The organism is Streptomyces sp. 3211.6 (assembly GCF_003634815.1).
Lineage (GTDB): Bacteria > Actinomycetota > Actinomycetes > Streptomycetales > Streptomycetaceae > Streptomyces > Streptomyces katrae_A.
In genome coordinates this window covers 159257-172605 of the sequence record NZ_RBXC01000002.1, presented here as the reverse complement: position 1 = coordinate 172605, position 13349 = coordinate 159257, and the positions used below count along the sequence as shown (strand labels likewise).

Genomic DNA, 13349 nt, shown 5'->3' with positions numbered 1-13349 from the left:
GCGACCCCCCTAGAGGAGCGGGATCCGGGCGTTCGCCAGAGGGCGGTAGGCGGGGGTCGCTGTGGTGCTCCAGCCTGCCGCGCGCAGCTCCGCCACCACGGCGGTGGCGAGGGCCGTGGCCAGCTCCCCGCCCGGGCAGCGGTGGGCTCCCGCGCCGAAGGTGAACACGACCGGATTCACCCGGCCGGGGGAGAGTGCGTGGGGGTCGGGATTGACGGCGGGGTCGCGGTTGGCGGCGGCGAGGAGGACGAGGACCTGTTGTCCGGGCTCCACGGTGGAGCCGGCGTGGGCGAACGGTTCGGCGGCGAAGCGGCGGGTGTTCTGGACCGGCGCGTCGTACCGGACCACCTCGCGCACGAGCGCCCCGGTGTCGGGTGCGCCGGCGCCCCGGGCGAGGGCGACGAGGGTGTTGCCGATGAGGCCGGCGGTGGCGTCGTAGGTCTGGGAGAGGAACCCGATGGCGTTGGACAGCAGCGGCCCCGGGTGTTCCCAGCCGGCCCGCTCGGCGGCGGCCACCAGCTCCCGCAGCAGCCCGTTCGCCCGGCCGGCGGGGTAGGGGGCCGGGGACGGCATCCCCGCGTCCGGCCCGGTTCCGGCGGCGGACGCCCCGGCCCTGCCCGGGGCCGGGGCACGGCCCGCCACCGGGGCCGCCGAGGCCGAGGCGAGGGGCGGGCCCAGGAGTTCGCGGAGGCGGACGGCCGCTGCTGCCGCCGCGCGGTGGTCGTCCTGCGTCGCGGAGGCGGGGATGCAGCGGACGAAGTCGCCGATGGCGCGGGCCGCCTCGCGGTCGGCGCCGTCCGTGAGGCCCGACAGGGTGGCCACCACCCGGGCCGGGACCCCGAACATCAGCTCCTCGTACGGGACTTCGCCGCCCCGCGCCAGCTCCTCCCGGGTGTACCGGGCGGCCAGCGCGCCGGCCTGCCCGAGGTCGGCGCGGGCCAGGGCCTCCGCCACGACCCCCTTGAGCCGGGCCGCCGCCGGACCGTCCGTCATCCGTACGAGCTCGCCGAAGACCTCCCCCGCCGCCGTCCCCGCGATCCCGGCCGGCACCGGCTCCGCCACGGGCCGCACCCGCAGCGCGCCGCCGCCCAGCACCGCGCGCACCGCGGCCGCGTCGGCGGCCACCCACGCCCCCAGCGCCTCGTCGAAGGCGAAGGGGCGCTCGGCGACCAGGCGCGCGTAGTAGGGGTAGGGGTCCGCGAGGCGGACCGCCTCGACGGGGGTGGGCTCGACGGTGCTGGTGGCGCTCACTGTGACTCCTTGCTGAACGGTTCTGGTACGGGCTGCGCAGTGTGAAAGCGACGAACCGCGCAACCATCAATCGAGTGACCACGACGGCGGGCGACCGACTCCGCGAGAGCGGCGCCGGTTTAGGCCGTCTCTTCCGGATCTCGCCTGGCCCGCGCCGCCCGGCAAGATCCGAAAGAGACGACCTAGGCGCAAAGAGGGGCCGCACGGGCCGCCCTGCGCATGTCCAGGGACCCCGCGATGGCCATCCGCAGCACCTCCGACGTGCCCTCGTAGATGCGCAGGGAGCGGATCTGCCGGTACAGCCGCTCGGTGACGGAGTCCCGGACGATCCCCGCAGCCCCCAGCAGCTGCACCGCCGAGTCCACGACCTCCTGCGCGGCCTCGGTGGCGTGGACCTTGGCGATGCTGGAGTGCCGGGCGAAGCGGCGGCTGCCCCGGTCGGTCTCCCAGGCGGCCCGGGCCACCAGCAGCGAGGCCGCGTTCAGCTGGACCTCCATGTCGGCGAGCCGGGCCTTGACCAGCTGGAGGTCGAAGAGCACCGCCCCGTACGCCTCCCGCGCCAGCACGTGCGCCAGCGCGGTGTCGAAGGCGCGCCGGGCGAAGCCGAGGGCGGCCGCGCCGACCGTCGTGCGGAACCGCTCCAGCAGGTCCAGGGCGACCACGAACCCCTTCCCCGGCCGCCCGAGCACCGCGTCGGCCGGCAGCCGGCAGTCCTCGAAGGCGAGGTGGGCGAAGGAGCGCGGGGCGATCGCGTCGACCCGCTCGACCCGCAGTCCGGGCGTGGCGGCCGGCACCAGGAACGCCGACAGCCCCAGCGGGCCCGGGCCCTCCCCCGTGCGGGCGATGACCACGAACACGTCCGCGATGGTGCCGTTGGCGATCCACGCCTTGCGGCCGCTGAGCACGTACGAGCCGTCCGGCGCACGCACGGCCTCCAGCCCGACCGAGGCCAGGTCGGACCCGGCCTCCTTCTCGGAGACCGCGAACGCCCCGACCAGGGTTCCGGCGGCCATCCCCGGGAGGTACCGGCGGCGCTGCGCCTCGCTGCCGAAGCGCAGCAGCGGGGTGGCGGCCAGCGCCTGGACGGAGAACGCGAAGTCGGCCAGGTCCTCCGCGTAGGCAAGGGCCTCGCGGCGCAGGCACACGGCCCGGAAGTCGTCCACCGGGACGCCCCGCGGGTCCAGTTCGGAGAGCCAGCCCGCCGTGCCGAGGGCGCGCACGAGGCGGCGCCCGGCGTCGTCCGGGGAGAGGGCGCGGGCCTCCTCCCACAGGACGCGGTTGCTGTCGCACCAGGTCCCGGCCGCCGCGGCGAGGCGGCGGTGGGAGTCCTCGTAGAAGGGGAGCGCGAGCACCTCGGGGTCGAAGCTCGTGGTGGGTTCCATGGTCCGGCTCCTCAGATGACCAGCTCGGCGGGGGCGCCCGCGTCCTCGGACGCCGCCGCGCGCACCCGCTTGACCAGGGCGTGTTCGATGAAGAAGGCGAAGGAGGCGTAGCCGCGCCAGATCCGCCGCCATTCGCGCTGGACGGCCTCCTCGCCGGAGAGGTGGCGGACCTCGTCGAGGTAGGCGACGACGATGTCGGCGGACTGGCGGGCGTGGCCGGCGGAGAAGTTGTCGATGGACAGGTGGGCCTCTTCGTAGGAGGCGTCGAGGCCGTACCGGCGCAGCTTCTGGATCTCGTGCATCCGCAGCGCGCCGAGCCCGAACATCTCGATGCCCAGGTTGTAGCCGAGGATCTCGTTGTAGAGGCTGTCGGGGAACAGCGACAGGCAGAGCTGGTGGACGGAGAAGCCGTACAGGTGGTCCGGCAGCTCGCCCTGGTGCAGGAAGGCCTCCTGCCGGATGTGCGGCAGGTCCATGTCCATGCTGGCCAGGACCTTGTGGATGAGCGTGATGTGGTTCTTGGCCGTGTCGCCGCGGCCCATCTCGTCCGCGTAGATGGCGAAGAGCATGTCGTCGCTGCGGCGGCCGCGGCGGCCCAGGTTGCCGACGCGGTGGGCCCAGGTGCCGTCGATGAGGCTGCCGAGGGCGTACGTGGACTGCTCGAAGACCACCTCGTCGCGGGAGGGGATCTCGGTGAGCGGCTCGTACGGGTCCACGAGCTTGTCCCAGTAGATCCGTTCGACCCGCTCCAGCAGGGCCTCGGGGGTGTAGGGGAACCAGGAGGCGTCGGTGAGCAGGCCCTCGGCGCCGTGCTCGAAGAGGATCTCGGCCTCGGCGAGGCCGGCCTCGGCGCGGGCGCGGGCGAGCGGCAGGACGCTGGGGTGGTGCTCGAAGTTGACGAGCCGGTGGAAGAACCGGCGGTGGTCCTCGGGGCCTTCGGGCTCGCCCACCAGGACGTCGGCGGGGTCGGCGGCGGCGAGCCGCCCGCTCCAGACGCGGGCGGTGGCGTCCCCGGCGGTGAGGGGGGTGAGGCCGGCTCCGGCGGGCTCGCCGTCGGCGACGGCCCGGGCCCAGGCGGTGAGGACGGCGGCCTCGGTCTCGTCGAAGATGCCGAACATGGGCCCGCCGAACTTGACGGCCTTCAGGAAGCGGCAGGGGCCGCCGTCGCGGGCGGGCTTGAGCTGGCGGGAGCCGCGCAGTTCGCGGACGAAGGCGGCGGCGTCGAGGTCGCCGGTGTCGAGCCAGTCGGTGAGCCGCCGGGTGCCCAGGCGGACGGCGCCGTGCTGGCGGCCGGCGTGCGGGGCGTGCCGTTCGACGATCCGGGCGACCTTCGCGTCCAGGGACAGCCCGTCGTGCCAGGCGGCGAGTTCGGCGAGGGCGGCGGTGTGCTCGCGCTCCAGGCGCAGCAGGAGGCGTACGGCGGCCAGGGCGCGGCGGCGGTCGGCGGGGCCGGTCGGGGAGTCCTCGGTGAAGGCGAGGTAGGCGGCGAGGACGGGCCGTACGTCGCTCTCGGCGAGCATCGGCTCGGTGCCGAGGAGGAGTTCGTCGAGGCCGAGGGCGTGGGCGGCGTAGTGGACGCCGACGACCTCGGGGAGGAAGGAGGCGGGCAGCCGGGACAGGGCCAGGTGGAAGGCGCCGTGCAGGGCGGTGAGCGGGCGGGCGCCGGCCGCGTCGAGGAAGGCGGCGGACTCCACGCCGGGGAGGTGGATCCCGTGGCCGATGAGGGCCCGGCGGCGGCGGCCGAGCAGCCCGGCCTCGGAGGTGCCCTCGCCCTGGAGCAGCCAGTGCTGGCCGAAGAGGCGGCCGACGATCTCTGCGGGCTGGGTGGCGGCCTGGGAGAGGGTGTCGAGCCAGCAGCCGCCGGTCAGGGCGAGGGGGGCGCGCTGGCGCAGGACGGCGGTGCGGACCTCGGGGTCGGGGTGGGTGCGCAGCGGGCCGAGGACGGCGGCGAGTTCGGCGCGGACGGCCAGGACGTGGGCGGCGACGGCGTCCGCGTCGGCGTCGGGCCCGGGGCCGTCCGTCCGGTACTCGTCCTCTTCGTCGGCCGGGGTCAGGAAGGCGGCGAGGACGCGGCGGGCGGAGAGCAGGACGGCCTCGCTCTCCTGATCGGCGATCAGGCGGCGGAAGAGCCCGGCGGGCGGCCCGGCGGTGATCCGGGCGGCCTCGGCGGCGCCTTGCGGGGAGGCCTCGAAGGGGCCGGAGGGGAGGGAGGTGGTCAGGTCGGGGAGGGTGTAGGCGGGCGCGGGGAAGCTGCGCGCCATGTCGAGGGAGGTGTCCTCGTCGGGGGTGAGGGGCGCGCTCATGCGGGGGATCCTTCGGGTGCGGCTGCGGTGGCGTCGGAGGGGGTGCCGGGCGGGATGCCGGGCGCGGTGCGGGCGGGCTCGGCGTCTGCGGTGGCGGTGGCGTCGGCTGCGGCGCCGGGCCGGGCTTCCGGGGTGCCGTCGGCGGCGGCGCCGGGCCGGGCTTCCCGGGGGTGTGCGGCCGTCGGCAGGGCGCGGAGCAGGACGGCGATCCGTACGCCCGGGACGCTCGACGCCAGCAGGTAGTGCCCGTGGGGTTTCAGGGCCCCGGCGCGGGCGCGGTCCACCAGGTTGATCAGCGGGTCGGCGGCGAAGCAGTGGCCGACGCGGGGGATGTTGTCGAGGAAGAGCTGCTCGCGGGTGAAGCCGGCCTGGCGTTCCTTGAGGACGACCAGGGGCTTGTAGAGGTTGGCGTGCAGGACGCCGAGGATGTCGCCGGTCTTCATGCCGGCCTCGTCGAGGATCTGCCGGTTGACCTCGCGGGCCAGGTCGGAGCTGATCTCGTTGGACCAGTCGAGCCCGGCCGGATCCTGGGCGCCGGCGCCCGCGACGACCTCGTAGGCGTCGGGGCCGAGCGGGTCCGCGCTGATCAGGCAGGAGGCGGCGCCGTCGCTGAAGAGGGCGAAGTTCTCCATGCGGACGGATTCGTCGGTGACCCGGTCGGCGGTGACGACCATGACCGTGCGGTGCATGCCGGAGGCCACGTACGCCTGCGCGGTGCGGATGCCGGCGAGGAGGTTGGCGCAGCGGCCGAGGGTGAGGCCGGTGAAGGCGGCGGTGCCGAGCCCGGTGGCGGCCATGACGTTCTCGACGAACGCGCCGTGGGTGCGGGGGCCGCCGGGGAAGCGGGTGGAGCACAGGATCAGGCAGTCCACGTCGGCGGGGGCGGCGCCCGCGCCGTCGAGGGTGGCGCGGGCGGTCTCGGCGGCAAGGGTCTCCAGGGACTTGGCCGTGCGGTGGACCGAGCCCCAGCCCCACAGTTCGGCGCGGGGCGGCATGCCGAACCGGCGGGCCCGCTCGCGCAGGCCCTCGATGGTGGTGTGGTCGCAGCGGAGTTCGCCGAGGACGTAGCGGGGCGCGGACAGGTGGACGGCGGCGGGGGCCTGCCGGGCCCCCGGGCCGGCGGGCGCGGCGGGCGCGGCCGGGGCGGTGGGTGTCGCGTGCGGAAGGCTCACGGTGCCGGATCGCTCTCTCGGTCGGCGGCGGACGGGGCGTTCGGGGCGGGGGCGGCGGACACGGGGGCGGCGGCGGGTGCGGGCGCGGGGCCGGCGGGCGGGGCGGCGAGGAGGGCGTTGGCCTCCGCATAGGGGAGGGCGTCCGCGCCGAAGCCGAAGGTGCCCGACCCGGTGATCTCGCGGGCGGCTCGGGTGAGGGCGCCGAGCGCGGCGCGGGAGAGGGCGGAGCCCGTGCTGATCCGGCGCACGCCGAGGGCGCCGAGTTCGGCGACGGAGAGCTTCAGGGCGCCGGTCATCAGGACGTTGACGGGCGTGGAGACGGCGGCGCAGACGGCGCGGATCGCCTCGGCGTCGGGCAGCGCCGGGGCGTAGAGCACGTCGGCGCCCGCGGCCTCGTACGCCTGGAGGCGGCGGATGGTGTCGTCGAGGTCGGGGCGGCCGAGGAAGAAGTTCTCGGCGCGGGCGGTGACGGTGAAGGGGAAGTCGAGCCCCTTCGCGGCCTCCACGGCGGCGGCGACCCGCTCGACGGCCTCGTCGAGGGGGCGCAGCGGGTCCTCGTCGCGGCCGGTGGCGTCCTCGATCGAACCGCCGGCCAGGCCGGCCTGAGCGGCGAGGCGGATGGTCTCGGCGACGTCCTCGGGGCGCTCGCCGAAGCCGCTCTCCAGGTCGGCCGTGACGGGCAGTCCGGTGGCGTCCACGATGGCGGTGGCGTTGGCGAGGAGCTCCGCGCGGGTGAGCTGGTTGCTGCCGTCGGGGCGGCCGAGGCTGTGGGCGAGGCCGGCGCCGGTGGTGGCGAGGGCGGCGAACCCGAAGGAGGCCAGGATGCGGGCGGTGCCGGCGTCCCACGGGTTGGGGACGACGAAGGGGCCGGGGCCGGCGTGCAGGGCGCGGAAGGCTTCGCCGCGCCGGAGTCGGGCGGCGGGGTCGGCGCTGGGGCGGGTGTGGTTCATGAGGGGTCCTCGCAGGGGTGCCGTCGTACGTCGGGCGGGCCGTCAGATCAGCTCAACGTACTGATCACCAGGGACGGTCGGTCGGGAGGCGGCCGGCTTCGTCACCTTGGCCGATGCCGCCGCCGTGTGTGCGAGGGAGCGCAGGAGGGAGGTCGCGGCGTCCGGCCGGTCCTCGAAGTAGAAGTGGCCGCCGGCCGCCCAGTGGCGTTCGGGCGGGGCGGCGCACTCCCGGGACCAGGGGTCGAGCGCGGCAGGGCTGACGTGCGGGTCGTCGGTGCCGTTGAGGAGGGTGACCGGGACGGTCAGCGGCGGGCCCGGGCGGTGGCGGTGGGCGGCGACCATGCGGAAGTCGGCCTTGAGGTGGGGCAGGAGGAGTTCCTGCAGGGCCTCGTCCCGCACCACCTCGGGCGGCAGCCCGCCGAAGAAGCCGACGGCCTCGGCGAAGGCGCGTCCCTCCAGGCGGGCCGTCTCCACGACGCGGGGGGTGGGCAGCAGGGAGGGGGCCGCGCACCCGGAGGCGACGAGGCCGGCGAGGCCGGGTACGCCGTCGAGGCGGCGGGCCACCTCGAAGGCCAGGGCGGCGCCGAAGCTGTGGCCGAAGAGCAGGAAGGGCGGCAGGGCCCGGCTGCCCCGGCGGTCCTCGGTGCGGGCGATGGCTGCCGCGGCGCCGTCGGCGAGGGCCGCGAGGGAGGCCGGGGCCGGTTCGCGGAAGCGGTGCCCCCGGCCGGGCGGGCAGACGGCCGCGACCAGGGCGTCGGGCTCCAGGGCGGGCTGCCATCCGAGGAAGGTGCGGGGGTTCCCGCCGGCGTGTGCGAAGCAGTAGACACGGACGGCGTCGGAGTCAAGTCCCGCGGCGGTCTCGGAGGTCAGGAACCAGGGTGAGGCAACCACGAGGATCAGCCATTCCTTTGCCGGGCGGTCAGTGGCGGGAGGGGATGCAGTGCAGGACGGGGCGTCGGTGGGCGATCAGTTCCAGCCAACGTCGTCGGAGGAGCTCGGGGTGGGCGCGGGGGTGGTGGCGGGCTGCGGGTTGTTCCACCCGACGTCGCCCGCCTCACCGTTCTCACCGGCGACGACGTGCGGGTTCACCAGGTTCCAGCCGACGTCGCCGGAACGCAGGTGGCTGGCCGAGCCGGCGGGGGAGCCGCCCTCGGCGGCCTGGACGGCGAGACCTGCGACCGCCGCGCCGAGCCCGAGGGCCACGCCGGCCGTCGCGAGAACCACGCGTCCGCGGATTCCCGAAACACGGTTGGCCGGACGAGTCACCATGCGGTTCTTCCCCATTTTGCCCAGTCCCCTCGAGTCGTTTCGCGTTCGGACATTCCAGGAACGCCAAACCGAGGCGGTATCCGGGTGGTCTCGATCTCCGGGGCGCCTTCTCGGTGTTCGTTCCTGCGGTGAGACCAAATCTCCCCTGCCCGCTCGAGAGGAACTAGACCTACGATGGCTCCGGTTTACGCATTGCGGGAACCCACGGGGTCTCAACCGCAGCAAACAGCTCCATACCGGACAGACAGGGGTGGGTAGTGGACGTAGTCAAATACGTCAAAACCGCACAGAGCGGTGCACCTGAGGAGCTGTGCAGGGCCGCGGCGGGGGAACCGCAGGCCTTCTTGCGGGAACTCGCAACGCACCTGGGCCTGCTGGCGCAGGAAGCCGCGCAGCAGGCGGCACTCCCCGCCCCGGCGGCCACCGCCGCGGCGGCCCCGGCCGAGGAGGTGGTCGGGCCCGGCGTGCGGTACCTGCACGGCCTGGGCAGCATCTCGACGGCGATCAACGAGGCCCTGGGCTCGGTCCGGCGGGACATCCTCACCGCGCAGCCCGACGGGGCACGGCCGAGCGCGGTGCTGAAGGACGCGCTGGAATCCGTACGCCGGCAAATCTCGGCGGGGATCGCGATGCGGACCCTGTATCAGCACACCACGAGATTCGACGAGGCGACGAAGGAATACGTCCGCGCCGTCACGGAATACGGGGCCCAGGTCCGGACGCTCGAGGAATTCTTCGACCGTTTGATCATCGTGGACGACGTCGCCTTCATTTCCGCGAACGAGGACCGTACCACGGCGATCTCGATTACCGAACCGACCATCGTACGATTTCTCCGCGACACGTTCGACAAGGCCTGGGACCGGGCGAAACCCTTTCCCTTCGTCCCCCTGCACGCCGCGAAGGCAGCCGACGAGGTCGTCCCGGCGATCCGGGAGTCGATCAGCCGGCTGCTGGTGGAAGGTTACTCGGACAAGGCGATCGCACGCCGCATAGGGATCAGCGAGCGTTCCCTCCAGGCCCATATCGCGGCCATCAAGCAGGAACTCGGCGCACACAACCGATTACAGCTCGGGTACCTCCTGGGGCGCAACGAGGCCACGTTCGTGGTGTGACGGGAGGTAGTCGTAGGCGGGGAGTCGACGGCCTCGCCTGACCCGGCCGGCCGGCTGGCCTCGTTAATAAATGAACCGCCATTTACTAACGTGCTAAAGTCGGCAGCCACGACAGCACGAGAGGAGGATCCGATGCCGCGACCACGCACCACCAGCGACGCCGACATCCTCGCCGCCACCGGCCGCGCCATCGGCGCCCACGGCCCCGGCAGGCTCACCCTGGCGCACGTCGGCGCCGAGGCGGGCGTCTCCCCGGCGACCCTGTCGCAGCGCTTCGGCTCCAAGCGGGGCCTGCTCCTGGCGTTCGCCGCGGACGCCGCCGCCAACGCCGCCGCGCCGTACCGCAACGCGCGGGCCGCGCACGACTCGCCCCTGGCGGCACTGCACGCGGTGGCCGACGAGTCCGCCCGCCGCATGTCCACCCCCGAGGAGCTGGCCAACCACCTCGGCATGCTCCAACTCGACCTGTCCGACCCCCAGTTCCGCGTCCACGCCGCCGCCCACACCCACGCGGTGGACGCGGCGCTGCGAGAGCTGCTCGCCGAAGCCGTGACGAAAGGCGAGCTCCCGGCCGGCACCGACGTGCCGCGCCTCGCCCGCGCCGTGAAGGTCACCTCCGACGGCTCCCTGCTGCGCTGGGCCCTCACCGGCGAAGGCGATCCCGCGGGCCTGCTCCACGACGACCTCGACCACCTGCTCCGGAGGACCTCTTGCCCTTCAGCGCCACCGTCTTCATCGGCACCAGCCTCGACGGATACATAGCCCGCCCCGACGACGACATCGAATGGCTGACCTCACGCGGTGAGAAGGCCGGCGACCTGGGCTTCTTCGCGTTCCTCGACTCGGTCGACGCCGTGGTCATGGGCCGCAGAACCTATGAGAAGGTCATCGGCTTCGGCGAGGAGAACTGGCACTACGGCGACCGCCACGTGGGCGTCCTGAGCACCACCCTTCCCGAGGACGCCGACCCGCGCATCACCGTCTACCGCGACATGGACGCACTCCTCGCCGACCTAGACCGGCGCGGGATCAAGCACGTCTACCCCGACGGCGGACGCCTCGTCCAGAGCTTCGTCCGCGCGGGGCGCGTCGACGCGTTCGTCATCAGCGTCGCCCCGGTCCTGATCGGGGCCGGTCACCGGCTCTTCGGAGAGCTGACCGAGGACGTACCCCTCCGCCTGGACTCGGCCACCGAGGTCGGCGGCTTCGCCCAACTGCGCTACACCGTGCAGAAGTAGCGCCTCGACGACGCGTCACGCAGCGTTCAGGTAGGTGAGGACGGCGCGGACGCGGCGGTTGGTGTCGTCGTCGTCCGTGATGCCGAGTTTGCCGAACAGGGAGGTCGTGTACTTGCTGATCGCGCCCTCGCTGAGGAACAGGCGGCGGGCGATGGCGTGGTTGGACAGGCCCTCCGCCATCAGGGCCAGCACGGAGCGCTCGCGCTCGGTGAGGCGCCCCAGCCCGCGGTCGGGGGCGCTGCCCGACAGCAGCTTCGCGATGACGGCCGGGTCCATGGCGGTGCCGCCCGCCGCGACCCGTTCCAGGGAGCCGATGAACTGGTCCGCGTCGAACACGCTCTCCTTGAGCAGGTAGCCGACCCCGCCGGTGCCGTCCGCCAGCAGTTCGCGGGCGTAGAGCTGTTCGACGTGCTGGGAGAGGACCAGGACGGGCAGCCCGGGGATCTCGGCGCGGGCGGTGAGGGCCGCGCGCAGGCCCTCGTCCGACTGCGTCGGCGGCATGCGGACGTCGACGACGGACACGTCCGGGCGGTGCGTCCGCAGGACGTCGAGGGTCTCGGGCCCGGTGGCGGCCGTGGCCACCACCTCGTGCCCGAACGCCTCGATCAGGCGGACCATCCCGTCGCGCAGCAGGTACAGGTCTTCGGCTACGGCTATGCGCATGGCACCACCATCCTGGCACGGGTCGGGCCGCCGTGGGGACTGGTGACCACCAGCGTGCCGTCGAAGACGGCGAGGCGGCGGCGCAGGCCCGCGAGGCCGCCGCCGGGGAGGACGTCGGCCCCGCCGCGGCCGTCGTCCTCGACCTCCACGACGATGCCCGTCTCGTCGCGGACGAGGCAGACGTGCGCCCGGCCGGCCCCGGCGTGCTTGACCGCGTTGGTGAGGAGCTCGGCGACGCCGAAGTAGAGGGCGGACTCGATCGGCTGGTCCAGGCGCAGCGGGCCGTCGGCCCTGACGGCCACGTCGAGCGGGACGTCCAGCGCGAGCGCGCGCACGGCGTCGACGAGGCCGCGCTCGCTGAGGACCGGCGGGCTGATCCCCCGGATGAGCTCGCGGAGTTCGGTCAGCGAGGCGGTGGCCCCGGCCCGCGCCTCCCGCATCAGCGCCTTGGCCTGCCCGGGGTCCCGGTCCATCAGCGCCTCGGCGGTGGCCAGGCAGAGCCCGAGCGCGACGAGGCGGGCCTGCGCGCCGTCGTGGAGGTCCCGCTCGATGCGGCGGATCTCGGCGGCCTGCGCGACGGTGGCGTCGGCGCGCTGGGAGGTCAGCTCGTCCACGCGTTCGGCGAGCAGCATCGCGGAGGAGGGGCCGAGGAAGCGGACGGCGACCCGGTGCAGGGACCGCCAGGCGTACGGGGCGGCGCCGACGGCCACGGCCAGCGCGCCGGCCCCGGTCAGGCGGGCGGCGGTCCCGGCCCCGGCCGGCCCGACGCCGGCCAGCCCGAGGACCGCCACGGCGAGCGCGGCCGGCGGGAGGGCGGCGACCAGCCCGGCGGTGAAGGGCGCGATGACGGCGAACCGCAGGTCCCGCCAGGTGGCGGGGTCGCTCCACCACAGGCGCATCCGCTGGTCCATGACGGCGTCGCGGCGGCTGCGTTCGTAGCTGAAGCCGTTCCACCAGTACCCGGTGGACAGCTGCATCACCGGCCCGGCCTCCCGGTACCCGCCGGGTATCGCGGCACCGGTCCACCGCGCGACGAGCGCCCGAACGGCCCGGCAGACGCTCTGCGCCAGGGCGAGCGGGCCCGCGCACACGATGACGGCGGGCCCGATCCACGACCACGGATGCTCCGCCCCGCACCACACCCCCAGCCCCACCGCGGCGGCCCACACCAGGGGCACCGGCATGCAGACCCCGACGGCGACGACCGCCCGCCCCACCCCGACCCCGGCCCGCACCACCCAGGCCCCCGTACGCCCCATGCCTCCCCCTCGTCCTCGCTCGACTACCCCACTCCCCCACTGTGCACCGCCCACGTCCCGCGAACCCCCAGCTCGGGCAGGGAGTGGGGCTACCCCCACCCCCCTGTGGGCCCAGGCCGATACCGTGCCGTACGGCCGCTCCGTAGCGTCCCCTCCATGGAAACCAACGCGAACACCACGCCGCCGACCACCACCGCCCCCACCACCCCGGCCCTCCTCGAAACCCCCGCCGCCCAGACCGCCTTCGCCACGACGCGCACCGCCGTCAAGGTGTACGCCGCCCTCAGCACCGCCGCCCTCCTCGCGGTCGTCGCGGTCGCGAGCACGGGCCACATGGTGAACCCGTTCATGTGGACCCGGGCGGTCCTGCTCCCCTTCATCGCGGTGCTCCTCCACCGCCTGACCCTCGCCACCGCCCACGGCTCCCGCCGCGCCTACGACCGCCTGCGCACCCTCACGGTCGTCTTCCCGATCGCGATCACCGGCGTCGACCTGATCCCGGGCGTCTGCCCGTGGTGGTACGCGGCGCTACAAACCGCCTGCGTCCTCCCGCCCCTCCGCATCGCCCTCACGATGCGCACCCCGCCCCTGCGAGCCGCGTTCCCGAAGCCGAAGTCCCGCTGAGTGCCTGCCCGGCCGCGCTCCAGGCCCGGGCCCGCGACCCTGACGGCTGCGGCACACGTCGACCACCCACAACACCGTCAGACATGTGACGCAAACCACATGCAACGGGGTGCGCTCTGCGAA

13 protein-coding genes are annotated in these 13349 nt (G+C 74.5%); 4 read left to right on the top strand and 9 right to left on the bottom strand.

Annotated features, from left to right (window positions below):
* Positions 1 to 9: 9 nt before the first annotated feature.
* The 7 genes from BX286_RS37120 to BX286_RS34770 form a co-directional block, all read right to left on the bottom strand.
* A complete protein-coding gene (locus BX286_RS37120) occupies positions 10 to 1251 on the bottom strand; it encodes a cytochrome P450 (protein ID WP_222842096.1) in 1242 nt (413 codons plus the stop codon).
* Positions 1252 to 1433: 182 nt separating this feature from the next.
* Positions 1434 to 2633: an acyl-CoA dehydrogenase family protein gene (locus BX286_RS34795; protein WP_079432307.1), complete on the bottom strand. Its 1200-nt coding sequence runs from the start codon at positions 2631 to 2633 to the stop codon at positions 1434 to 1436.
* A gap of 11 nt (positions 2634 to 2644) precedes the next feature.
* Positions 2645 to 4936, bottom strand: a complete 2292-nt coding sequence (locus BX286_RS34790) for an iron-containing redox enzyme family protein (RefSeq protein ID WP_261993679.1) — start codon at positions 4934 to 4936, stop codon at positions 2645 to 2647.
* Complete coding sequence (locus tag BX286_RS34785) at positions 4933 to 6108, bottom strand: 3-oxoacyl-ACP synthase (protein WP_261993678.1); 1176 nt, start codon at positions 6106 to 6108, stop codon at positions 4933 to 4935. The genes BX286_RS34790 and BX286_RS34785 overlap by 4 nt, the downstream gene beginning before the upstream one ends.
* Complete coding sequence (locus tag BX286_RS34780) at positions 6105 to 7058, bottom strand: isocitrate lyase/phosphoenolpyruvate mutase family protein (RefSeq protein WP_121017855.1); 954 nt, start codon at positions 7056 to 7058, stop codon at positions 6105 to 6107. Before BX286_RS34780 ends, BX286_RS34785 begins: the two co-directional genes overlap by 4 nt.
* A gap of 42 nt (positions 7059 to 7100) precedes the next feature.
* Entirely contained in the window at positions 7101 to 7949 is an 849-nt protein-coding gene (locus tag BX286_RS34775) for a thioesterase II family protein (protein ID WP_237293437.1), read from the bottom strand.
* Positions 7950 to 8024: 75 nt separating this feature from the next.
* A complete protein-coding gene (locus tag BX286_RS34770; protein WP_100864979.1) occupies positions 8025 to 8282 on the bottom strand; it encodes a hypothetical protein in 258 nt (85 codons plus the stop codon).
* Positions 8283 to 8584: 302 nt separating this feature from the next.
* Between BX286_RS34770 and BX286_RS34765 the strand changes: the two genes are divergently transcribed.
* The 3 genes from BX286_RS34765 to BX286_RS34755 all read left to right on the top strand — a co-directional run bounded on the left by BX286_RS34765 (position 8585) and on the right by BX286_RS34755 (position 10680).
* A complete protein-coding gene (locus tag BX286_RS34765) occupies positions 8585 to 9442 on the top strand; it encodes a helix-turn-helix transcriptional regulator (protein ID WP_123996017.1) in 858 nt (285 codons plus the stop codon).
* Positions 9443 to 9574: 132 nt separating this feature from the next.
* Positions 9575 to 10204 (top strand): TetR/AcrR family transcriptional regulator, encoded by a 630-nt coding sequence (locus BX286_RS34760; protein WP_121017854.1) that lies wholly within the window; start codon positions 9575 to 9577, stop codon positions 10202 to 10204.
* Positions 10153 to 10680 carry a dihydrofolate reductase family protein gene (locus BX286_RS34755; RefSeq protein WP_100864981.1) on the top strand — a complete coding sequence of 176 codons (528 nt, stop codon included), beginning with the start codon at positions 10153 to 10155 and terminating at the stop codon, positions 10678 to 10680. Before BX286_RS34760 ends, BX286_RS34755 begins: the two co-directional genes overlap by 52 nt.
* A gap of 15 nt (positions 10681 to 10695) precedes the next feature.
* Here BX286_RS34755 and BX286_RS34750 read toward each other — a convergent pair whose 3' ends face one another.
* Together BX286_RS34750 and BX286_RS34745 are read right to left on the bottom strand one after the other, a co-directional pair.
* A complete protein-coding gene (locus BX286_RS34750) occupies positions 10696 to 11343 on the bottom strand; it encodes a response regulator transcription factor (RefSeq protein WP_079432313.1) in 648 nt (215 codons plus the stop codon).
* The gene (locus BX286_RS34745; protein WP_100864982.1) at positions 11334 to 12602 is read right to left on the bottom strand and encodes a sensor histidine kinase; all 1269 of its coding nucleotides are present in this window, start codon (positions 12600 to 12602) and stop codon (positions 11334 to 11336) included. Before BX286_RS34745 ends, BX286_RS34750 begins: the two co-directional genes overlap by 10 nt.
* Before the next feature lie 156 nt (positions 12603 to 12758).
* Here BX286_RS34745 and BX286_RS34740 point away from each other — a divergent pair, with 156 nt between their 5' ends.
* Complete coding sequence (locus BX286_RS34740) at positions 12759 to 13226, top strand: hypothetical protein (protein ID WP_079432315.1); 468 nt, start codon at positions 12759 to 12761, stop codon at positions 13224 to 13226.
* Positions 13227 to 13349: the final 123 nt, after the last annotated feature.